At 43.0% G+C, this 19780-nt stretch carries 20 protein-coding genes and 1 pseudogene; 15 read left to right on the plus strand and 6 right to left on the minus strand.

The annotated features are described in order from the left end of the window. Positions 1-9 precede the first annotated feature (9 nt). From J2S23_RS02355 to J2S23_RS02410, 12 genes are all read left to right on the plus strand, one after another. Positions 10-978 (plus strand): ABC transporter substrate binding protein, encoded by a 969-nt coding sequence (locus J2S23_RS02355; protein WP_370868687.1) that lies wholly within the window; start codon positions 10-12, stop codon positions 976-978. A gap of 36 nt (positions 979-1014) precedes the next feature. Further along, positions 1015-1911, plus strand: a complete 897-nt coding sequence (locus J2S23_RS02360; RefSeq protein WP_307121165.1) for an ABC transporter permease — start codon at positions 1015-1017, stop codon at positions 1909-1911. Between the two features lie 10 nt (positions 1912-1921). After that, positions 1922-2725: an ABC transporter ATP-binding protein gene (locus J2S23_RS02365; RefSeq protein ID WP_307121166.1), complete on the plus strand. Its 804-nt coding sequence runs from the start codon at positions 1922-1924 to the stop codon at positions 2723-2725. A 260-nt stretch (positions 2726-2985) separates the two neighbouring features. Beyond that, positions 2986-3801 carry a phosphate ABC transporter substrate-binding protein gene (locus J2S23_RS02370; protein ID WP_307121167.1) on the plus strand — a complete coding sequence of 272 codons (816 nt, stop codon included), beginning with the start codon at positions 2986-2988 and terminating at the stop codon, positions 3799-3801. An 18-nt stretch (positions 3802-3819) separates the two neighbouring features. After that, entirely contained in the window at positions 3820-4683 is an 864-nt protein-coding gene (pstC, locus tag J2S23_RS02375) for a phosphate ABC transporter permease subunit PstC (protein ID WP_307121168.1), read from the plus strand. A gap of 1 nt (position 4684) precedes the next feature. Beyond that, positions 4685-5542, plus strand: coding sequence for a phosphate ABC transporter permease PstA (gene pstA / locus J2S23_RS02380; protein ID WP_307121169.1), 858 nt, complete (start codon positions 4685-4687; stop codon positions 5540-5542). A 162-nt stretch (positions 5543-5704) separates the two neighbouring features. Then, on the plus strand, positions 5705-6463 hold the full coding sequence (pstB, locus tag J2S23_RS02385; RefSeq protein WP_307121170.1) for a phosphate ABC transporter ATP-binding protein PstB: 759 nt from the start codon (positions 5705-5707) through the stop codon (positions 6461-6463). A 2-nt stretch (positions 6464-6465) separates the two neighbouring features. Further along, on the plus strand, positions 6466-7116 hold the full coding sequence (gene phoU / locus J2S23_RS02390; RefSeq protein WP_307121171.1) for a phosphate signaling complex protein PhoU: 651 nt from the start codon (positions 6466-6468) through the stop codon (positions 7114-7116). A gap of 3 nt (positions 7117-7119) precedes the next feature. Further along, positions 7120-7809 carry a response regulator transcription factor gene (locus J2S23_RS02395; RefSeq protein WP_307121172.1) on the plus strand — a complete coding sequence of 230 codons (690 nt, stop codon included), beginning with the start codon at positions 7120-7122 and terminating at the stop codon, positions 7807-7809. Then, entirely contained in the window at positions 7806-9467 is a 1662-nt protein-coding gene (locus J2S23_RS02400) for a sensor histidine kinase (RefSeq protein WP_307121173.1), read from the plus strand. Before J2S23_RS02395 ends, J2S23_RS02400 begins: the two co-directional genes overlap by 4 nt. 317 nt (positions 9468-9784) lie before the next feature. After that, complete coding sequence (locus J2S23_RS02405; protein ID WP_307121174.1) at positions 9785-11272, plus strand: phytoene desaturase family protein; 1488 nt, start codon at positions 9785-9787, stop codon at positions 11270-11272. Beyond that, positions 11259-12122, plus strand: a complete 864-nt coding sequence (locus J2S23_RS02410; protein ID WP_307121175.1) for a phytoene/squalene synthase family protein — start codon at positions 11259-11261, stop codon at positions 12120-12122. Before J2S23_RS02405 ends, J2S23_RS02410 begins: the two co-directional genes overlap by 14 nt. Before the next feature lie 25 nt (positions 12123-12147). Here J2S23_RS02410 and J2S23_RS02415 read toward each other — a convergent pair whose 3' ends face one another. The 3 genes from J2S23_RS02415 to J2S23_RS02425 form a co-directional block, all read right to left on the minus strand. Continuing rightward, positions 12148-12753 carry a TlpA family protein disulfide reductase gene (locus J2S23_RS02415; protein WP_307121176.1) on the minus strand — a complete coding sequence of 202 codons (606 nt, stop codon included), beginning with the start codon at positions 12751-12753 and terminating at the stop codon, positions 12148-12150. A 229-nt stretch (positions 12754-12982) separates the two neighbouring features. Continuing rightward, on the minus strand, positions 12983-13429 hold the full coding sequence (locus J2S23_RS02420) for an NADPH-dependent F420 reductase (RefSeq protein ID WP_307121177.1): 447 nt from the start codon (positions 13427-13429) through the stop codon (positions 12983-12985). Positions 13430-13432: 3 nt separating this feature from the next. Further along, positions 13433-14761 (minus strand): NtaA/DmoA family FMN-dependent monooxygenase, encoded by a 1329-nt coding sequence (locus tag J2S23_RS02425; RefSeq protein WP_307121178.1) that lies wholly within the window; start codon positions 14759-14761, stop codon positions 13433-13435. A 145-nt stretch (positions 14762-14906) separates the two neighbouring features. On the opposite strand from J2S23_RS02425, the gene J2S23_RS02430 reads away from it, so the two are divergent. After that, the gene (locus tag J2S23_RS02430; RefSeq protein ID WP_307121179.1) at positions 14907-15479 is read left to right on the plus strand and encodes a TetR/AcrR family transcriptional regulator; all 573 of its coding nucleotides are present in this window, start codon (positions 14907-14909) and stop codon (positions 15477-15479) included. 630 nt (positions 15480-16109) lie between these two features. Here J2S23_RS02430 and J2S23_RS02435 read toward each other — a convergent pair. Together J2S23_RS02435 and J2S23_RS02440 are read right to left on the minus strand one after the other, a co-directional pair. Next, entirely contained in the window at positions 16110-16880 is a 771-nt protein-coding gene (locus tag J2S23_RS02435) for a TraX family protein (protein ID WP_307121180.1), read from the minus strand. A gap of 205 nt (positions 16881-17085) precedes the next feature. Then, positions 17086-17529 (minus strand): flavodoxin, encoded by a 444-nt coding sequence (locus J2S23_RS02440; RefSeq protein WP_307121181.1) that lies wholly within the window; start codon positions 17527-17529, stop codon positions 17086-17088. A gap of 101 nt (positions 17530-17630) precedes the next feature. Between J2S23_RS02440 and J2S23_RS02445 the strand changes: the two genes are divergently transcribed. Further along, the gene (locus tag J2S23_RS02445; protein ID WP_307121182.1) at positions 17631-18563 is read left to right on the plus strand and encodes a DHH family phosphoesterase; all 933 of its coding nucleotides are present in this window, start codon (positions 17631-17633) and stop codon (positions 18561-18563) included. Then, positions 18560-19477, plus strand: a complete 918-nt coding sequence (locus J2S23_RS02450; protein ID WP_307121183.1) for an FAD:protein FMN transferase — start codon at positions 18560-18562, stop codon at positions 19475-19477. The genes J2S23_RS02445 and J2S23_RS02450 overlap by 4 nt, the downstream gene beginning before the upstream one ends. A gap of 138 nt (positions 19478-19615) precedes the next feature. Here J2S23_RS02450 and J2S23_RS02455 read toward each other — a convergent pair. After that, positions 19616-19780, minus strand: a pseudogene (locus J2S23_RS02455) (IS30 family transposase); the annotation flags it as partial.

The following is a 19780-nucleotide window of genomic DNA, read 5'->3' on the forward strand; positions in this document are numbered from 1 at the left end:
GAAAAAATTATGTATCGTTCTTTGAAAAAATCATTAGCAGCAACTGTAGCGGGCTTGTCTCTGTTGACGTTATCAGCTTGTTCAACAGCGGATAAGGCATCAAATGATACGGTCAATGTAGGTATCTTACAGTATATGGAACATGATTCATTATCCGTAGCGCGTGAAGGTTTTGTTGCAGAATTGGAAGAAAATGGCTATAAAGATGGTGAAAAGATTACCATCGATTATCAAAATTCACAAGGTGACCAGGCTAATCTCCAAACGATTTCAGAACAATTGGTCGGCAAGAATCAATTGGTCTTAGCCATTGCAACGCCAGCAGCCCAAAGCTTAGCCACAGCTTCTATGGATGTTCCTATTTTATTTACGGCGGTAACAGATCCTGTTTCAGCTGACTTAGTGGACAGCTTTGAGAATCCTGGAGGTAATTTAACAGGTACCAGTGACCAGGCGCCGATTGATAAACAAGTAGAACTCTTAGGGCAAGCTGTTCCAGATGCCAAAACGGTTGGTATCTTGTATACGACCAGTGAACGAAATTCAGAAGTTCAGGTTGAAGAAGCTAGCAAACTCTTGGAAAAGGCTGGCTATACAGTAGTTTTAAAAGGGATTTCAACAACCAATGATGTTCAAGATGCTGCAACTAGTCTCATGAAAGATGTTGATGCCGTTTTTGTACCTACGGATAATACCGTTGCATCAACGATGACCATGATTGGAGAATTATCGATTGAATATAAGGTCCCTGTTATTGGCGGATCAACGGATATGGTCGACGCAGGTGGTTTGCTGACTTATGGAACAAACTATGAAGCCTTGGGTCGTCAAACAGCAAAAATGGCTATTAAGATTATTGAAGGTGAAGAGGTTTCGACTCTATCCGTGCAAGCGCCAGAAACAGTAGATTTGCATGTCAATACGGAAATGGCTGGAAAATTAGGTATTGATGTGTCTCATTTATCTGTCTCAAATTAAAAAACAAATGAACAGTTCTGTTCAAAGGAGAAAATCGTGGATTTAGTGTTATCGAGTTTATCTCAGGGGTTATTATGGTCAATTATGGCAATCGGTGTCTACTTGACTTATCGTATTTTAGATATTGCAGACCTGACAGCAGAAGGGTCCTACCCTTTAGGGGCTGCTATCTGTGCAACTTCTATTGTGAATGGTTTAAATCCTTTATTAGCAACGCTTTTGGGATTCGTGGGTGGTATGGGAGCAGGCTTGGTGTCTGGGCTCCTCCATACTAAGTTGAAGATACCTGCCCTTCTAACAGGGATCGTCACCTTGACTGGTCTGTATTCTATTAACTTGAAAGTATTGGGTAAAGCCAACGTTGCCCTTTTGCGGCAGACCACTCTGGTCACACAACTACAGGCTTTGGGGCTATCTAAAACAAATGCTGTTTTGGTTATCGGAGCGGTGTTTGTGGTAGTGGTAATTGCTCTGTTAACCCTCTTAATGAAGACGCAGGTTGGGCTTGCGTTACGTTCAACAGGAGATAATATTCCCATGAGTGAGGCGAATGGCATCAATGTCGATCGCATGAAAATCTATGGTTACATGCTTTCAAACGGTCTGATTGCTCTATGTGGTGCTCTTTTGACACAAAACAATGGGTATGCAGATTTAAATTCAGGAACAGGAACGATCGTTATCGGTCTTGCCTCTGTGATCATTGCAGAAGTGATCTTGAAAAACTTGAGCATTGGGATGCGATTGGCTTCAGTTGTGCTAGGGTCTATTTTGTATCGTTTAATTATCCTGGCTATTTTAGAAATTCCAGGAATGGACGCTGACCTAGTGAAATTGTTCTCAGCTATCTTGTTGGCTGTTGTCCTCTTTGTGCCAGAGTTGCAAAAAAAGCTAAACATTCGTCCTTTATCAGGAATGCAACAGAAAGGGTAGGTTAGGAAAGATGAGTACAATTTTATCCATACAATCCATTCATAAAACCTTTGAAGCAGGAACCATTAACGAAAATCATGTGTTAAGAGGATTATCCTTAGATGTTGAAGAAGGGGATTTTATCTCGATTATCGGTGGCAATGGTGCTGGGAAATCGACCTTGATGAACTCTCTAGCAGGTACCCTACCTGTTGATGAAGGAGATATACTATTAGAAGGCAAATCCATTAAGCAAATTCCAGCAGCCAAGAGGGCTAAAGAGATTAGCCGTGTTTTCCAAGATCCAAAGATGGGGACTGCCTCGCGGTTAAGCATCGAAGAAAATATGGCCATTGCTTATCGACGAGGTCAGTCAAGAGGTTTAAGCTGGGGGGTTAAAGACAGTGAACGCCACATTTTCGCAGAGTCTCTCAAAGAGCTAGGGTTGGGGTTAGAAAACCGTCTAAAGGTGGACACCCAATTTCTATCAGGTGGGCAACGCCAAGCTTTAACGCTTCTTATGGCTTCCTTAGTCAAGCCTAAAGTGTTACTATTAGATGAGCACACTGCGGCACTAGATCCAAAAACCAGTGACATGGTCATGGGATTAACCCAAAAAATTGTTGAAAGCAATCAGTTAACCACCTTGATGATTACCCATAACATGGAAAATGCCATTGCCTACGGAAATCGCTTAGTCATGCTTCACCAAGGTCAAATTGTGGTCGATGTGCAAGGCGAAGAAAAGAAAAACTTAACGGTCCAGGAATTGATGGAACTTTTCCACAAAAATAGCGGCCAAGCCTTGGCTAATGATGAATTGATTTTAAGCTAGGCTCTAAATAAAAAGAGATAAAAAGGAGTAAGACAGACTGACATGATTACAGCGGAATCATGTCAGTCTGTCTATTTTTTTTATTTTGCTTTAAGACAATGATAGGTGAAATCTAGGTAAAATACAGAAAAGGAATTACTGAATTGAGTGGATTTTTAGGATTTTACAGGAATTTTACAAATGACGGGTTTGGATTTTACATTGCTTTGGTATCATGTGTTTGTAACAAATAATCTATAGTGTTTTAGGAGTTTTCAAACATGAAAAAATCATTTCTTTTAACTTTGACGGCAGTAGCAGGTCTTAGCTTAGCAGCATGTGGCGGCGGAGGCGGTGGTTCCGCAGCAGAACAATCTGTAAAGACAAACGGATCAACTTCCATGGAAAAAGTAATCGGTACTCTAGGTGAGTCCTTCATGCAAACCAATTCAGATATTACTTTTACTTATGATCCAACTGGATCAAGTGCTGGTATCAAGGCTGCTGGTGATGGAACAGCAGATATTGGTCTTGCTAGTCGCGCCTTAAAAGAAGAAGAAGAAAGCACGCTGGAAGCAACTGTTCTAGCTTATGATGCTATCGCGGTAGTCACCAATCCTGACAATCCAGTGCAAGATTTATCGAAAGATGATTTAGCAGCTATTTACAAGGGTGAAATTACTAACTGGAAAGATCTCGGTGGTTCTGATTTAGAAATCGTTATTATCGGTCGTGAAGCAGGTTCAGGAACACGTGATGGCTTTGAATCTATCCTTGAAATTGAAGACCAAGCAAAATACCGTCAAGAATTAACTTCAACAGGAGATGTTATTTCAACGGTATCATCTAACGAAAATGCTATCGGCTATGCGTCACTTGCTTCAGTCTCTGATGAAGTAACTGTACTAGATATTGATGGTGTGACTCCGTCTGAGAACACTGTTTTAGATGGTTCTTACGTGATGCAACGTCCATTCCTAATGGTGACTAAAAAAGGTGCTGAATTGTCAGAAGCTGCCAAAGCGTTCTTTGACTATGCAACTTCAGAAGAAGCTAAAGAACTTATCTTGAAGGCTGGCGTTTTCCCAGCTAACTAATCGTAAGTAGGAAGATTCATGAAAAAAAAGTTTGATTGGGAGATGCTGGTTCACGGCATCTTTCTTGCCTTAGGGCTAGTTAGTGTAGCCTCAGTGCTACTGATTACGGTTTATTTAATTGTTGCAGGTTTGCCAGCTATTTTCGAAATCGGAGTTTTTGATTTCCTTCTTGGTAAAGAATGGGCATCAACTGCTGGAACAGCTAAATATGGGATACTGCCCTTTATTTTATCAAGTGTTTATGGCACACTAGGTGCTTTGATAATTGGAGTGCCAATCGGCGTCTTGACAGCTGTTTATCTGTCTAAGGTGGCATCTCCAAAGGTAAAATTAGTAGTTAATGAGGCTATCAACCTTTTAGCTGCCATTCCTTCAGTCGTTTATGGTCTTGTCGGCATGTTGGTTTTGGTGCCTGGAATTAAAAAACTGTTCCATTTGTCAGATGGTGCTAGCCTTTTAGCAGCGATTATCGTCTTGGCCATTATGGTTTTGCCATCTATCATTAAGACAGCAGTTGTTGCTTTGGATGCAGTGCCGAAAGATTACGAAGATGCCTCATTAGCCCTTGGTGCGACTGAGATGGAAACCTATTTCCGAGTTTCCTTACCAGCTGCAAAAAGTGGTGTGGCAGCAGCAGTTGTATTAGGTGTTGGACGGGCTATTGGTGAAGCGATGGCCGTTATGATGGTATCAGGGAATGCGGCTAATATGCCTTCTCTTTTTGAGAGTGTTCGCTTTTTGACGACAGCGGTAGCCAGTGAGATGTCTTACTCTTCTGGGTTGCAACGTCAGGCCCTCTTCTCCATTGCCTTGGTGCTCTTTACCTTTATCATGTGCATCAATCTCTTACTCAATTATCTTTTGAAGAAAAAGGAGCGTTAAGATGGAAGACACGCGCTTATGGCAAAAACGGCGTCTCTACAGTTTGACGCTCAAGGCTGCCATGCTCTTATCAGCAGCTATTACAGTAGGACTGGTTCTCTTTATTATTGTTTATGTTGTCTGGAATGGTGCTCAGCATTTGTCTTGGGAACTGTTGACGACTAGTCCAAGTTATTTAACAGGTAATATTGGGATTTTACCAGATATTTTAAATACTCTCTACATGGTGATTACGACTCTGGCAGTTGTATTACCAATTGGTATTGGGGCGGCTATCTATTTGACAGAGTATGCCAATCATCCACGGCTTATTAGCTGGATCGAGTTTACCACGGAAACCTTATCAGGGATTCCATCTATTATCTTTGGTCTAGTGGGTATGTTAGCCTTTGCTCAGATGTTTGGCTTTGGGACATCCATTTTAGCGGGTGCTTTGACCTTAGTGATGATGAACTTGCCCATTATTATCCGGACGACTCAAGAGAGTCTCAAAACTGTTCCGAACAGTTATCGGGAAGGTGCTTTTGCCCTCGGTGCAGGTAAGTCTCGTGTGGTCTTTACGGTTGTTCTGCCTAAGTGTGTGGCAGGTATTGTTTCTGGAACCATTTTAACCATTGGACGGATTTTAGGGGAAACGGCTGCGCTTCTCTACACGGCTGGTCTTGCTCACGTAGCAACAGGCTATTTCTCAGCCATTTTCAAATCTGGAGCTACTCTGACGGTATCCCTCTATGTCTATGCCAAAGAGCAAGGGGAATTTCAAGTGGCCTTTGCCATTGCAACTATCCTCCTCATCCTGACCTTTATCATCAACCAAGTGGCCTACCAAGTCACCCGTCTTTCACGGACGAAAGAGTAGAACAAATGGGGTTTAGAGGCCCTTTGTATCTTAGAATTGAACACGGGCTAAAATACTCGGTAGAATGTCCCAGCTTCCTAGAAACCTGAGTTTCTGCGTCAGCTGATTCATTCTCCAACGTATTTCTAAACGCCCTTTGTATCTTATAATAAGGAGTTTTTGATGTCACAATCGATTTTATCTGTTGATCAGCTGGAGTTGTGGTACTCTGAGCACAAGGCCCTCAAGGGGATCAACATGACCTTTCCTGAGAATTCAATCACGGCCTTGATTGGCCCTTCTGGTTGTGGAAAGTCTACTTTTCTAAAAACTATTAACCGCATGAATGACCTGATAAAAGGGGTTCATTACGAAGGGACGATTACTTATGGTGGAGAGAATATTTTCCGCCAGGATATCAATGTCACTCATTTGCGCAAGGATATCGGAATGGTTTTCCAACGTCCGAACCCTTTTGACAAGTCGATTTACGACAACATTGCCTACGGGCCACGGACCCATGGGATTAGAAGCAAGGCTGAGCTAGATCCGATCGTTGAGGATTCCTTGAAAAAAGCAGCCCTCTGGGATGAGGTTAAGGACCGTTTGCATAAGTCAGCCCTTGGATTATCAGGTGGTCAGCAACAGCGTCTTTGTATCGCGCGTGCCTTGGCGGTCAATCCTAAGATTATTCTGATGGATGAGCCGACATCTGCCTTGGACCCTATTTCAACTGCAAAAATTGAAGAATTGATGGTAGAACTCAAAAAAGATTACACCATTATCATTGTGACCCACAACATGCAACAAGCCTTGCGGATTTCAGATTATACTGCCTTTTTCCTATTGGGGGAATTGATTGAGCATGGCAAAACCCAGGAACTCTTCTCAAATCCTGTTGAGGAGAAAACAGAAGCCTATATCACAGGAAGGTTTGGTTAATCATGAGAGAACGTTTTGATCATCAATTAGAAAAAATGCACATGGAACTTGTGGAGATGATGGCCATTAGTGAAAAAATGATGGCTCTGACGCTTCGGGAGTTGAAAAATCCTGCCAATCATACTATGATAGAGATAAGCCCACTATACGAAACGGTGGAAGAGTTGAAGAAAAAGGTTGAGGCGCGTTGTTTGAAATTGCTCTTGCAACAACAGCCTGTAGCGCGTGACCTCCGTAGGATTTCTTCAACACTAGAAATGATCAATGATATTGATCGTGTTGGGGAGCAAATCTTGAACATCAATGGCATGCTGGAAAAGGTGAATCAGACAGATGGCTTAGCCTACAATGCCTTATTAGAGCTTGCCAAAGTTACGCAAAAAGCCTTGTCATTAAGCGTTCAAGCCTATATTCAGGAAGACCCAGCTCTTGCCGAAGAAATGGTAGCTTACGACGATGTGGTGGACAAAGCTTTCAAGACCATGAAAAAATCTCTGATTAAAATCATGAAATTAGAAGAGGACGAGACCAAAGAAGAAGAAATCTTGGACTTACTCCTGATTGCAAAATATTTTGAAAAAATTGCGGACCATTCAGCAAACGCTGCGCGGTGGTTAATTTTCCTCGTTACTGGGGAGAGAAAAGGAACGTAAACGATGATTTGGTGTTTAGAAGATGACGATAGTATCCGTGAGATAGTCCTTTATACCCTGGAATCAACAGGGTTTGAAGGGCGTGGTTTTCCTGATGCTCACGCTTTCTTTGAAGCCTTACACAACAAGGAGGTGGCTAAGCCTGACCTCCTTCTTTTGGATATCATGCTACCTGATCAGGATGGGGTCTCAGTTCTTAAGCAATTGAGGGCTCAGCCTGATTTTGGTGATTTTCCTGTCATCATGACCACAGCCAAAGGCAGTGAATACGATAAAATCAAGTGCCTTGATTTAGGGGCTGATGATTACATGGTCAAGCCCTTTGGGATGATGGAAATGATTTCTCGGATCAAAGCTGTCTTGAGGCGCTACCGCGGGAAATCAGAAGAAACAGACCATTTACTATTTAAGGACCTTGACCTTAATTTGACCCAGCACAAGGTCAAGTTAGATGGGCAAAAAATTAACTTAACCTTTAAGGAGTTTGAGCTTCTTAAACGCTTTCTAACCCATCCTAATCGGGTTTTCACCCGGGACGAGCTCTTGCAAAAGGTTTGGGGAATGGACTACTTGGGAGAAACACGAACGGTCGATGCCCACATCAAAACCCTGCGTCAAAAGCTGGGGGCGTACAGTCAGTACATCCGAACGATTCGCCATGTCGGCTATAGTTGGGAAGAAGGTGACCAATGACTAGGACGATTTTCAGAGCCATATGGTTGATTTCGACCTTGACGTTACTCCTTAGCTTATTTGGAGTTGGTCTTGTATCCTTTCGGTATTGGTCTCACCAACAGGAGCGGGTTCTCGATAGCCAACTAGGTACTTTGGTCCAAGTAGCGGAGCGACAGGGAGAATCAAGTTTAAAGGAGTTAGATAGCCAAGATTTTCGGATTACCTTAGTTAACGCTGAAGGTCAAGTGCTCTATGATTCGAAAAAAGATGCCAAAACCATGATGAACCATGGTCAGCGCGAGGAGATTTTAGAAGCCTTGGAGACCGGGTACGGGGAGAGTACGCGCTATTCGACAACTATGACCGAGCAGACGGTTTATCGGGCAAGACTTTTACCATCAGGAACAGTCTTAAGGGTAGCTGTGCAATTTACCTCTTTCTTAGGGACTCTCAAAGACTTCTGGGCTTTCTTAGTGCTTATTTTCTTGTTGTCTTTACTGGCTGCTTATGCCATGGCCAAGTGGGTCGCTAAGCGGATCATGGTTCCTGTTAATCAGATTGACCTCAATGAACCCTTGTCCAGCCAGGTTTATGATGAATTCCTGCCTCTGTTGAGGCGGATGGATTACCTCAATGAAACCAATACCCAGCAGGTTCAGCAAATTCAGCAGAGTGAGCGGGAATTACAGTTTATCACAGACCAGATGGCCGAAGGCCTCGTTATTCTCAATCGCCAAGATGAGGTCATGCTGCTCAACCAATCAGCGGCAGCCATTTTTAAGACAGAAACAGCCAAAGGCAAGCCTTTCTACCAACTCAGTCACGCCTATGACCTCCAGCAAACCCTTCAAAAAGCCAAGGAAGGTGGCCACGCTAGCTACCACATGGAACAAGATGGCATGATCTATCGCTTGCTAGCTAGCCGTGTTGATGAAGCGCAGACCTATATGGGCTTGGTAATCTTGATCGTGGACGTGACCGAGCAACGCCGTCTCGATAAAATGAAGCGGGAGTTTACAGCTAATGTTTCACACGAGTTGAAAACACCCCTGCAGACCATTATGGGAGCCAGTGAGCTTTTGGCCAATCAGATGGTCCCCGCTGATAAGCAGGAGCGCTTTATTAGCCACATTCAGGCAGAGGCGAAACGCTTGATCAAGTTGATCGATGATGTGATCAAGCTCTCTCAGTTGGACGAGCAAGCGAATCCTGATGAGGAAGTTTTGGACCTCAAGGTCATTTTAACCACAGTTCTAGATAGCCTTAGGGAGGCCTCTGCCCTTAAAAAGATCACTCTTGTTGAGGATTTGGTGTCTAGTCCGGTTAAAGGGAATGCTAAGATTTTGACAGATATTTTTTACAACCTCCTGGACAATGCTATTAAGTACAGCCCAACAGATTCTAGGATTAGCTTAGAGATGGAAAGGCTTGACCAGGATGTTAAGGTCAGTATTACAGACCAAGGTGAAGGGATTTCCCCAGACCAGCAAAGCCGTATTTTTGAACGTTTTTACCGCGTGGACAAGAGCCATTCCCGGAAAACAGGCGGCACAGGTTTAGGCCTTTCCATTGTCAAAAATGGCGTGGACTACCATAATGGACGCGTAACGGTGCAAAGTGAGCTTGGCCAGGGCAGTCGGTTTGAAGTGACTTTGCCCAAAGAGCAAAAAGAATAATGACAGATGAGTCTAGGAAAAGTGTGAAATGGACTACACAGTTTTTCTAGTTCTCTTTGTTACTACGGACCTAAAGAGTGGAAAAATCAGCCCTAATTGGTTACGATTTTTCCACTTTTTTCAGTGTCTCTCAGTCATGATAGGTGCTCATGTTCAGTATGCTATCTATGGTTTACTTCGTTAAGTAACATGTTTTTTTGTTAAAATCCCGAATGATTTTAGACTTCAAAGAAAATTTTCTGGAAAAAAAAACATATTTTGGTAAAATAAAGAGGACAGGGAACGTGACTAGACTGTAGAGAAATGGAGTAGTAGTCATGAAACAGATTGCAGTAATTGGAGCAGGAGTTGCTGGCCTTGCCTCAGCCATCCGCCTCCAACACTTGGGCCACCAGGTCCACATTTACGAAAAAAACCATAAACCTGGTGGCAAGATGCACCAGATTAAAGAGCAAGGCTTTACTTTTGACGTTGGACCTACCATTGTCATGATGAAGGACTTGTATGAAGAGGTCTTTGCTTTCTGTGGGCGAGATTTGAAGGATTACATGGACTACGGTCCAGTTGATCCTATGCTGACCCTTCATTTTTCAAAAGACGAAGCCATGCCACTCTCGACCGATTTGACCAAGCTGATTCATCAATTAGAAGGCATCTCTGATGAGGATGCGCAAGGCTATTTGGCTTTTTTAGCGGATATTTACAAGCGTTATTTGATCGCCAAAGACCACTTTTTGACCAGATCTTTTCGGAGTGCCTGGGATTTTTACAATCCTCGGACCATCTATCAAGCGCTTCGCCTGCGGACCTTTAACGATGCTTATAGCTCGATAGCTAAGTTCGTCAAAGACGACCGTCTGCGGAAGTCGCTGGCTTTTCAGACCCTTTATATTGGGATTTCTCCCTATCAAGGTCCCTCGCTTTACTCGATTATCCCTATGATTGAGCTCTTTTATGGTGTTCAGTATTTTAAGGGTGGAATGCATGCCTATGCCAAGGCTATGGAAAAGCTCTTTCTCGAACTAGGAGGCCAGATTCATTACGGCGCCTCGGTTGATGAGATTTTAGTGGAGGGCAAACAGACCACTGGGATTCGTCTGGGAGATACTGTGGTTCCATCTGACGCGGTCATCTGTAATGCCGATTTTCCACATGCCATGGTCAACCTCCTGCCAGATGAAAAGACGCGTGGCAAGTACACGGACAACAAAATCGCTAAGATGGAATACTCTTGTTCGTGCTTTCTCCTTTATTTGGGAGTGGATAAGGCATACGACTTAGGGTCCCTTCACAATATCTTCTTTGCCCAAGATTTCCAGAAAAATGTCAATGACCTGTTTGATGAAGGGAAGTTGCCGACAGATCCATCCTACTATGTCTACTCGCCAAGTCAAATCGATGAGACTATGGCCCCTGAAGGGCATCAGGCCATCTATGTCCTGGTTCCAGTGCCAGAGCTGTCTCTGTATAAGGACTGGTCAGACCAAGCTGTGGCAGCTTATCGTGATCTGATTTTATCTAAGATGAAGGCTGAAACCGTCTTTGAGGATATCGATGAGCACATCGTCTTTGAGCAAATCTATACACCTAAGGACTTTGAAGAACGTTTCAATGCTTATAATGGGGCGACCTTTGGTCTCAAGCCAACCCTCCTTCAGAGCAACTATTTCCGTCCTCAACCAAAGTTTAAGGCAGTCGATAATCTGTATTTCTGCGGCAGTAGTACGCACCCTGGAGCAGGTGTTCCTATTGTACTTATGAGTGCTCAGTTAGCGGTAGAGGAGTTTTTGCATGACAACAACTAAGTTTCATGAGCACGTGGCAGATTTTGAAGCCTGTCGACAGATTATCAAACGTGCCTCAAAGAGTTTTTACGCGGCTTTTTCCCAATTACCTGTAGAAGAAGCCTTAAGTGTTTATGCTGTATACGCTTTCTGCCGTCAGGCTGATGATCTGATTGATGAAAATCAAGATTTGGCTGGACTGGATGTCTTTGAGGAGCAACTCAGAGCCTTTGAAGCTGGTCAGGTTCCTGATCATTTCATCTGGCGGGCTTTAGCCGTCGTGTTTCAGCACTATTCGATGCATTTTCAGCCTTTTTACGACATGATAGAAGGGCAACGGATGGACATGGCTTTTCGCCAACCAGAGACCCAGGACGATTTGAGCCGCTATGCTTATCATGTCGCGGGGACAGTTGGGCTCATGCTCTTGCCGATTCTATCAGAACAACCAGATGCCTGCGCGAGCTACGCGAGAGACCTCGGTGAAGCCATGCAGGTGACTAATATCCTTAGGGATATTGGTGAGGACAGGCAAAAAGGCAGGATTTACCTGCCAGCTGATAAAATGCAAACCTTTGGGGTCCATGAGAAGGATTTAGACCAAGAAATGCTAACAAAGCCCCTCATCGAGCTCTGGGAAAATCAAGCCAAACATGCGGAAGATCTTTATGAGCATGGGCTTGGGATTATTCCTCTAGTTAAAGCTGAAACCCGTTTGGCCCTCTTATCAGCCATTTATTATTATCGGGCGATTTTAGATGCCTGTCGTCAATCAGGTTATCAGGTCCTAACCAAACGCCAATCCATTTCAGCCTTGGAAAAAGCCAAATTGCTGGTAGCTGTCAAAGCGGACCTCAAAAAATACAATTAAAAAAGGAGCGATTTTTCGCTCCTTTTTATGGTATCAAACTGTCCAATAACTTGGCCAAGCTCTCTTCTTCTTGCACGCCGTCAAAACGGCTCACTAGGGTCTGGTTCTCATCGATAACCAAGATAGTTGGTAAGGAAGTGATGGCTAAGGCGTTGGCTGCCATGAGATCCGTATCGCTATACCATGGCATTGTATAGTGGCGGCTATCCATGTAGCTTTTGGCATCATCCAAGGTTTCTCCTCTGGACCCAGTTGCATTGGCTAGGACAAAGTTAACTCGATCTCCATAAACCTGGTATAGGTTTTGGATAATTGGCATTTGCTCTTGGCAATGGGGACACCAACTGGCCCATTCCATATAAAGAGTGGGTTTTCCTGCAAAGGATTGGTTAGAAATAACCTCACCCTCAGGAGCCGTCAAAGTAAAATCAGGAAGTCTTTGGCCAAGGAGACCTGGATCGGTTGCTTGGCTAGACGTGCTTGTATCGGCAGAGCTAGAAGTGGTCTCTACTGATGGGGCGTTTCCTTGTAGTGATAGCTGTGCATCTCGGTGTTTTAAGAAAAAGACAATTCCTAAGGTTAATGGAAAAATAATTAAGAAAGACAAGCCTAGTTTTTTTAAGGTGGACATGATAGACTCCAAATTTTTTCTTCATTATATCAAAATTAACAATGAGAGGAAAGATTTTGATGGAATCAATGAAAAGAAAACTAGTTATGAGAGTGGGACAAGTAACTTAGATGGCCTTCTCCTTATAGGGCAAAACTTGCAAGGCTGGACGTATGTCCACCGTCTAATAACAGAAGTTGAATACGGGCAAAGGCTTCAAGGTCCTTGCTGCGGTTTAAATCTCCAAGATCTAAAGTTGAAAGTTCGCTGCCTGCAAGACTGCTGAAAACGCCTCTTTAGCAGATGCATCATTTCCAGCCACTAAGACCAAGGGGTGATCTCCAGCTGTCATCCGACTTGAAGAAAAATTGGTGTTCATGGCCTTAATCAAACGGAGATGAGGGTATTTCTGAGCGAGAAGCAGGCTGCTCGATTGGTCATCAGCTAAAACAGACGTTTTGGTCTGGTAATCCAAAGGATTGCTAATGTCTACTAGGATTTTCTCATCAAGCTGGTCCTCATATAGAGCTACTGTTTCCTCCAAGGCGTCATAAGGAATACCAAGGATAACAATTTTTCCTAAGATGTCTTCTACTTGGCGTCCAATCTTTTGCACCGAAATGCCTGATTTTTCAAAATAGCTGGCAAGAGTCCGTCCCATTTTGCCGTTTCCAATAATAGTTACGTATTCTGTCACGTTTTACTCCCTTTCTCGCGTGCCGTATTGGTAAGCAACGCCTAAGTTTTCACGCAAGGTTTCCCCTTCGTAATCCTTGTGGAAGCTGCCTTCTTCTTGTAAGATTGGAACGACTTCATCGACAAAGCGGGTTAAGTCAACCTTGTAGACATCTGGCATCACCCAAAAACCGTCAGCAGCGCCAGCTTCAAACCATTCGGTCATGTAGTCAGCGATATCCTGTGCGGTACCAACTGCAGCGGGATGGTAGTCAATCACGGAATGGTAAACCAGCTCTCGCAAGCTCCAACCTTCACGCGCTACTTTAAGAACATTCTCAAGACGAGGGTCGCTGTATGGTGTCACCACAACCTGGTCTAGTAGTTTTGGATCAATTGGTTTTTCAAGATCAGCTGGGGTAAAATCAATCCCCAAAACATAGCCGATATGGGCCACGCGCTGCAAGAAAGTATCATCATCGATAAATTGGGCATGTCTCTCAATAGCTTCTTTCTTGTTATCACCAAGTAAGGGCATTACACCAGCGATAAACTTGATGTCATCCGGTTGGCGACCATTGGCCACCGCAGCATCCCGAAGTGCTTGGCGGATGGCTTGACCTTGTTCAATGGTCCAGACTTCTCCAACAAAGACATCTGCATATTTTCCGGCAAAGGCGATGCTGTTTTCAGAGCCCCCTGAGTGGAAAATCAAGGGTTGCCCTTGCTTCGATGGTGGAATTGGCAAGGTCCCAGAGCTTTGCACGTATTTCCCTTTTAAGGAAATGGCCTTGACCTGATCGTAATCAGCAAATTCTTTTGTCGAATGGTTCAATTTTAAGGCATCTTCTCCCCAAGTAGCCCAGAGCGCTTGTACCGCTTCTGTAAATTCATAGGCTTTTCCATAGCGGTCAAAGCTAGGAGCGAGATTGACCCCGTAAGCATTGGCGCTGACCCCATTTGCCCCTGTTACCGCATTCCAGGCCATCCGTCCCTTGCTTAAAGCATCGAGGGTTTTAAATTGTCGTGCAACATCGTAAGGGTTAGACCAAGAAGTAGCCCTGGTAATGCCCATACCGATACGCTCGGTGTGGTTTGAGATGATGCTGGCAATCATCATGGGATCCAATCCCATTGTCTGCATATCACTAGTGTCACTAGCCTTGTTTCCTGGGAAGTCCCCAAAAAACATGAAATGGAATTTTCCTTTTTCGGCTAATTTGGCAGCCTCAATATCGATATTAATGTCAGGATAAGATGAGAGCTTGACCTCTGGATCTGTCCAGGATTTGAAGTTGAGCCCTGCTGCTCCGAACATAGCCAAACTCAGAATCATTTGTTTTTGTTGTGTCATCGTATTGTCCTCTAAAAATGTTATTTCTACTTGTTTTATGTAACAAGAAAAGGTATGATTTTAGTATACAAGTGTCACTTAACGTTGACAAATGACACTTTGGCTTGATTTGTCACTTAACATACACATTGGAAAGGATTGTCACTTGATAAACGATTTACGCTACTTAAAAATTGAAAAAAATATCCGCCAAGCCTTCTTAAAGCTCTTGGATGAGAAAAAGTATCCCAAAATTACCGTGACCGATATTTGCAAGCGGGCCAGCTGTTCTAGAAACGCTTTCTACCTTCACTATGAAAGCAAGGAAAATCTTTATGATGCCATTATTTTGGACATTGTGCTTGATATTGAAAAGAGTTGTCTGCCTGTCGTTGATAAGTTTTCAGACATTGGCCATACAGAAAATAGGGCTTACGTCTCAAATATTTTATCTGCTGTGGAGTCCCACCGTCCTGTTTTAAAGCAGTTATTAGAGAATGAACAAGTGGCATTTTCCAAATACTTAAAGAAAGTCTTGGTAGAAGCCATGTTGTCTAACGCTAAAAACCTTCAAGAAGAAGCCGATATTGACTACATTCATTATTTTGCTGGGGGCATTACCAGCTTTATCGAGTATTGGATTACAGAAAGTGCCTATGATATAGAGACTGCTAGGCTCTCATTATTTGAGGTTATATTGTCTCCACCGTATCCAAAAAGTCAAGAATCAACGAACTAATGACCTAGCATAGAAGCTTGTAAAGTTGTTACAAACCCGTCTTATCTCCAACTTGTAAATAGAACTTGGGGAAAGCGTCTGTGGACCGTTGGCTAGACACACACATTCAAGAAGAAGAAAACTCCCGGTGGTGACAAGAATGAGGGTAGGGAGTTTGCTAGGTTACAGTCTATGTACTAAAAAACAACTGAAACATAGTGTTTCAGTTGCCAGATTGAAGACAAAGTCTCTTTTGAAACTTTCCTTAGGTGATAACGGACGGTAGCGACTCCCTTTGGACGTCTGACTCAAGCTATTGCTTGCTCTATTTCCAACCTTTAACAGTCTCCCAGACTGTTAAAGCAAACCTAAGTTTTGAGCCTAAGGTCTCAAAACTTCCGAGTACCTGAAACGCAATAGTTTCAGGTGCTTTTATCACAGCGGAAAGTTTCGATACTTGCTCGCTTAGCTCGCAAAAAATCAACTTTTTAAATCCCTGGTAGAACTTCGTAATGTCCTTTTGATAGAAAACTAGGGTTTGTCTACGTCCTCACAACTGAAACATAGTGTTTCAGTTGCTTAAAAAAGATTAGAATAGATAGAATTTGCTCAAAATCACTTTTCTAGTGGGATAAATTTTCGATCATGTATTTAGATAAGGGCCAAGGCTAGTAACCCGATAACCAGCATATGTAGGGGATAGAAGAGGTAGTTAAAGACTTGACCAGCTTTTGAATGGTACCCTTGTTGACCACTATATAGCCAAATGATAGGAAGAGCTAGCAGTGCAAAAATTTGAGGATGAATGAGTTCAAAACCATAATAATCCCAGTAGAGAGGGAGATTCTCATAACCAATAACCGTTAGTGTATTTAGATTAGGAAGGATAACATTGGCTAGTAGCATAATGCTAAATTGCCCGCTGCGATTTTGCAAGCTATTTCCTCTAAAGAAATAAAACCCTAAAATCATGAGAATACCTAGGCTGTGGTAGTCTGTTTCTAACCAGTCCGCTAGAAAAGTGCTAACCAGAATCACGACAAGAGTTGATAGGTACCATGCGACTCGAGGAATTTTTCCTTTACTGTTATCAATAGCCCAAATCGATGCTAAACCGATGACAAATGTCCAGATAACATTTTGAAAAGGGACATAGTCCCAAGACTGATTTAACATTAGATTAAATGGAATATCTGTCAAAATGGCTAACCCCAGTAAACGGAGTAAATAATGGGAAAATTTCTTAGTATGGACATACCCTTCAACTAGTAAGAAGGCAAAGATCGGAAAGGCTACCCTACCAATATAGCGAAGCCATAAGATGTCCGGAAAGAAGATAGCAGCCGTATGGTCAATAACCATAGCCAACATCGCAATACTTCTCAATGTGAAGGAGGAAAGTCCTCGATTAGGATTTGTCATTAGTTGTTTTACCTTTCATCAGGTGGTGTGATAGTAGGTTCAGAGCCCATATCAGATAAGCACGAGGTTCAGATGCAACCAACACTGCCTTAGTTTAAACAGGGTGCTAACAAGACGATACTGTTAGAGAGTAGAGAAAGAAGCTAGGGAGTGCCAAGCTTCTTTTGTTGAATCATGATAGAAGGTATAGAGATTCCCATCGGAATTAAAGGACTTTTTCAGCCAAGGTTTGGGCAAAGTCTTCAAGATTAATAATATCATCATCTTCAGCAGCCAGGTCAACTTTTACGGCTGAAGCTCCTTTGGTTGCACCTGATGCTTCAAAGGCTGTTTCAAATTCATCAACAGATTTACAAAATTCATCATAAAAGGTGTCACCAGACCCACAAACGCCATAGATTTTTCCTGAGAGGTCAAGCTGGAGGAGGTCTTCGTAAAAGTCAACAATCTCGTCAGGCAATTCGCCATCTCCATAAGTATAGGTCGCAACAATGACCAAATCAGCATCTAAAAAATCATCCGCATCAACGGTAGTGCATTCATTGGTTTCGACGTCTACTCCGAGCTCTTCTAATTTATTAGCAACGATGTCTGCAATTTCCTCAGTATTTCCTGTCATACTGGCGTAGACAATTTTCGCTAAAGCCATGTGGTCCTCCCAAAAATAAGATATCTCACATTATACCATATTTTTCTATTTTTCAAAGGAAAATCTTTGTGATACAATGAGGTATAAGGAGTTTACAAGCTATGAATAAAGAAATATTAAGCAAAGTCAAGCGTTATGACACTATCATTATTCACCGTCATCTTAAACCAGATCCAGATGCTCTAGGAAGCCAGGTTGGATTGCAAAAATTATTGCAGCGCAATTTCCCTGAAAAAACAATCCTTGTGACAGGAGAAGACGAGCCTACCCTATCTTGGTTAGCGAAAATGGACGTGGTGCCGGACAACCTTTACCTAGGAGCCTTAGTTATTGTGACCGATACGGCCAATATGGCAAGGATAGATGACCAACGTTATAGACAAGGAGACTATCTCATTAAAATCGACCATCATCCAAATGATGATCCTTATGGTGATATTGCCTTAGTTGACACGAATGCCAGTTCAGCATCAGAGTTGGTGGCTCGTTTTGCCTTTGAAAATGACTTAGATTTAGATGCTTACACGGCAAAGTTACTCTATGCAGGAATTGTCGGGGATACAGGGCGCTTTCTCTATCCAGCGACAACAGCCACGACATTTGATGTGGCAAGCAAACTTCGACGTTATAACTTTGATGCAGCTGCACTGTCCCGGCAGATGGATTCTTTTTCCTATAAAATCGCCAAGTTACAAGGCTATGTTTATGACAATCTTGAGATGGACGAAAATGGGGCTGCTCGTGTCGTATTGACTCAGGATATCCTCAAGGAATATGACCTGACAGATGCTGAAACCTCAGCAATTGTCAGCGCACCTGGTCAGATTGAAGATGTCAAGGTCTGGGCTATCTTTGTCGAGCAAGAATCAGGCATCTATCGCGTTCGCATGCGCAGTAAGTTCATGCCGATCAACCAGATTGCCAAGGAGCATGCAGGGGGTGGACATCCCCTAGCCTCTGGGGCCAATTCCTATAGCTTAGAAGAAAATGACCGGATTTACCAAGAATTACAAGCTTTGGTTGCGCCAAGATGACCCAACACAAGGCTCATAAATTGCAAATCAAACTCATGGGGACGATTATCGATGTCACGATTTTTCATCAGGATCCTAAACCCATTTTAACAGAAGTCGAACGCCTGCTCTATCTCTATGAGCGCCGTTTTTCGGCAAACCGACCGGATTCTGAACTAATGGTCGTCAATGATGGCGCAGGGCAAAGAGAAATTTCAGTGCATCCAGACCTTTATGAGTTGATTAAACTGGGTAAAGCCCATTCCTGTGCTCTTGGCTCTAACCTTAATATCGCCATTGGTCCACTGATTCAGCTCTGGCGGATTGGATTTCAAGATGCCAAGAAACCGATCCATGAGGAGATTAGCCAGGTTCTGGCATTGATAGATCCTAACAATATTCAGTTAGATGATAACCGCCAGTCTGTTTATCTCCTGAAAAAAGGCATGAAGATTGACCTTGGGGCTTTAGCTAAAGGATACATTGCTGACAAGCTCTTAGCGTATTTGAAAACAGTTGGCGTGTCTGCTGCCCTTATTAACCTTGGAGGCAATGTGTTAACCATGGGAAAAGCTCCGCATCAGGAGGATGGCTATTGGCGCATCGGGATTCAAAATCCTGAGAAAACTCGAGGGATTAACAGTCTGGTGTTGCCGATTAGAGATCAATCAGTTGTCACCTCAGGAATCTATGAGCGGACCTTAACCATTGATGGTGAAACCTATCACCATATTTTCTCATCTGAAACAGGGTATCCCGTTCAATCCGACTTGGCAAGTTTAACCATTATATCCAAACGGTCTGTTGACTGTGAAATTTGGACGACGCGATTGTTTGGCAAATCTTTGCCTGCTATTATGGGAGAAGTCGCGCTTGAGCCCAACATTGAAGCCATTGCAATTATGCAAGATGGAAATATTTATAAAAGTTTTTAGAAAACAACCAAAGTCATCCTCACAGACACATCACAGATCATCTGACTATTGTATCCAGAGTTTACTGAAGTTTGATTAATCAATCAAAAATAGGGTTTAGTGATAAAATTTAAACAAATGCTAAATTTCAAGTAGAAGTTAGCCATTTTCAAGAAACTGTGCAGGAGACAAATAGTTCAGTATTTTCTTAGGATAATGATTGATCCAGTTTTCGATGAAAGCGACCTGTTTCTGGGTCGTTTTCTTAGTTCCTTTAGGCAACCATCGTCTAATGAGCCGATTATGGTTCTCATTGGTCCCTCT

Source organism: Streptococcus moroccensis (genome assembly GCF_030812835.1).
In the GTDB taxonomy this organism is placed as follows: domain Bacteria; phylum Bacillota; class Bacilli; order Lactobacillales; family Streptococcaceae; genus Streptococcus; species Streptococcus moroccensis.

Excerpts from the sequence above, each read along its gene's own strand:
- J2S23_RS02425 (WP_307121178.1), bottom strand. The coding sequence starts at position 14,761 with ATGACACAACAAAAACAAATGATTCTGAGTTTGGCTATGTTCGGAGCA.
- J2S23_RS02395 (WP_307121172.1), top strand. The coding sequence starts at position 7,120 with ATGATTTGGTGTTTAGAAGATGACGATAGTATCCGTGAGATAGTCCTT.
- J2S23_RS02450 (WP_307121183.1), top strand. The coding sequence starts at position 18,560 with ATGACCCAACACAAGGCTCATAAATTGCAAATCAAACTCATGGGGACG.
- phoU (WP_307121171.1), top strand. The coding sequence starts at position 6,466 with ATGAGAGAACGTTTTGATCATCAATTAGAAAAAATGCACATGGAACTT.
- J2S23_RS02405 (WP_307121174.1), top strand. The coding sequence starts at position 9,785 with ATGAAACAGATTGCAGTAATTGGAGCAGGAGTTGCTGGCCTTGCCTCA.
- pstB (WP_307121170.1), top strand. The coding sequence starts at position 5,705 with ATGTCACAATCGATTTTATCTGTTGATCAGCTGGAGTTGTGGTACTCT.
- pstA (WP_307121169.1), top strand. The coding sequence starts at position 4,685 with ATGGAAGACACGCGCTTATGGCAAAAACGGCGTCTCTACAGTTTGACG.
- J2S23_RS02370 (WP_307121167.1), top strand. The coding sequence starts at position 2,986 with ATGAAAAAATCATTTCTTTTAACTTTGACGGCAGTAGCAGGTCTTAGC.
- J2S23_RS02445 (WP_307121182.1), top strand. The coding sequence starts at position 17,631 with ATGAATAAAGAAATATTAAGCAAAGTCAAGCGTTATGACACTATCATT.
- J2S23_RS02435 (WP_307121180.1), bottom strand. The coding sequence starts at position 16,880 with ATGACAAATCCTAATCGAGGACTTTCCTCCTTCACATTGAGAAGTATT.
- pstC (WP_307121168.1), top strand. The coding sequence starts at position 3,820 with ATGAAAAAAAAGTTTGATTGGGAGATGCTGGTTCACGGCATCTTTCTT.
- J2S23_RS02355 (WP_370868687.1), top strand. The coding sequence starts at position 10 with ATGTATCGTTCTTTGAAAAAATCATTAGCAGCAACTGTAGCGGGCTTG.
- J2S23_RS02440 (WP_307121181.1), bottom strand. The coding sequence starts at position 17,529 with ATGGCTTTAGCGAAAATTGTCTACGCCAGTATGACAGGAAATACTGAG.
- J2S23_RS02410 (WP_307121175.1), top strand. The coding sequence starts at position 11,259 with ATGACAACAACTAAGTTTCATGAGCACGTGGCAGATTTTGAAGCCTGT.
- J2S23_RS02400 (WP_307121173.1), top strand. The coding sequence starts at position 7,806 with ATGACTAGGACGATTTTCAGAGCCATATGGTTGATTTCGACCTTGACG.
- J2S23_RS02365 (WP_307121166.1), top strand. The coding sequence starts at position 1,922 with ATGAGTACAATTTTATCCATACAATCCATTCATAAAACCTTTGAAGCA.
- J2S23_RS02415 (WP_307121176.1), bottom strand. The coding sequence starts at position 12,753 with ATGTCCACCTTAAAAAAACTAGGCTTGTCTTTCTTAATTATTTTTCCA.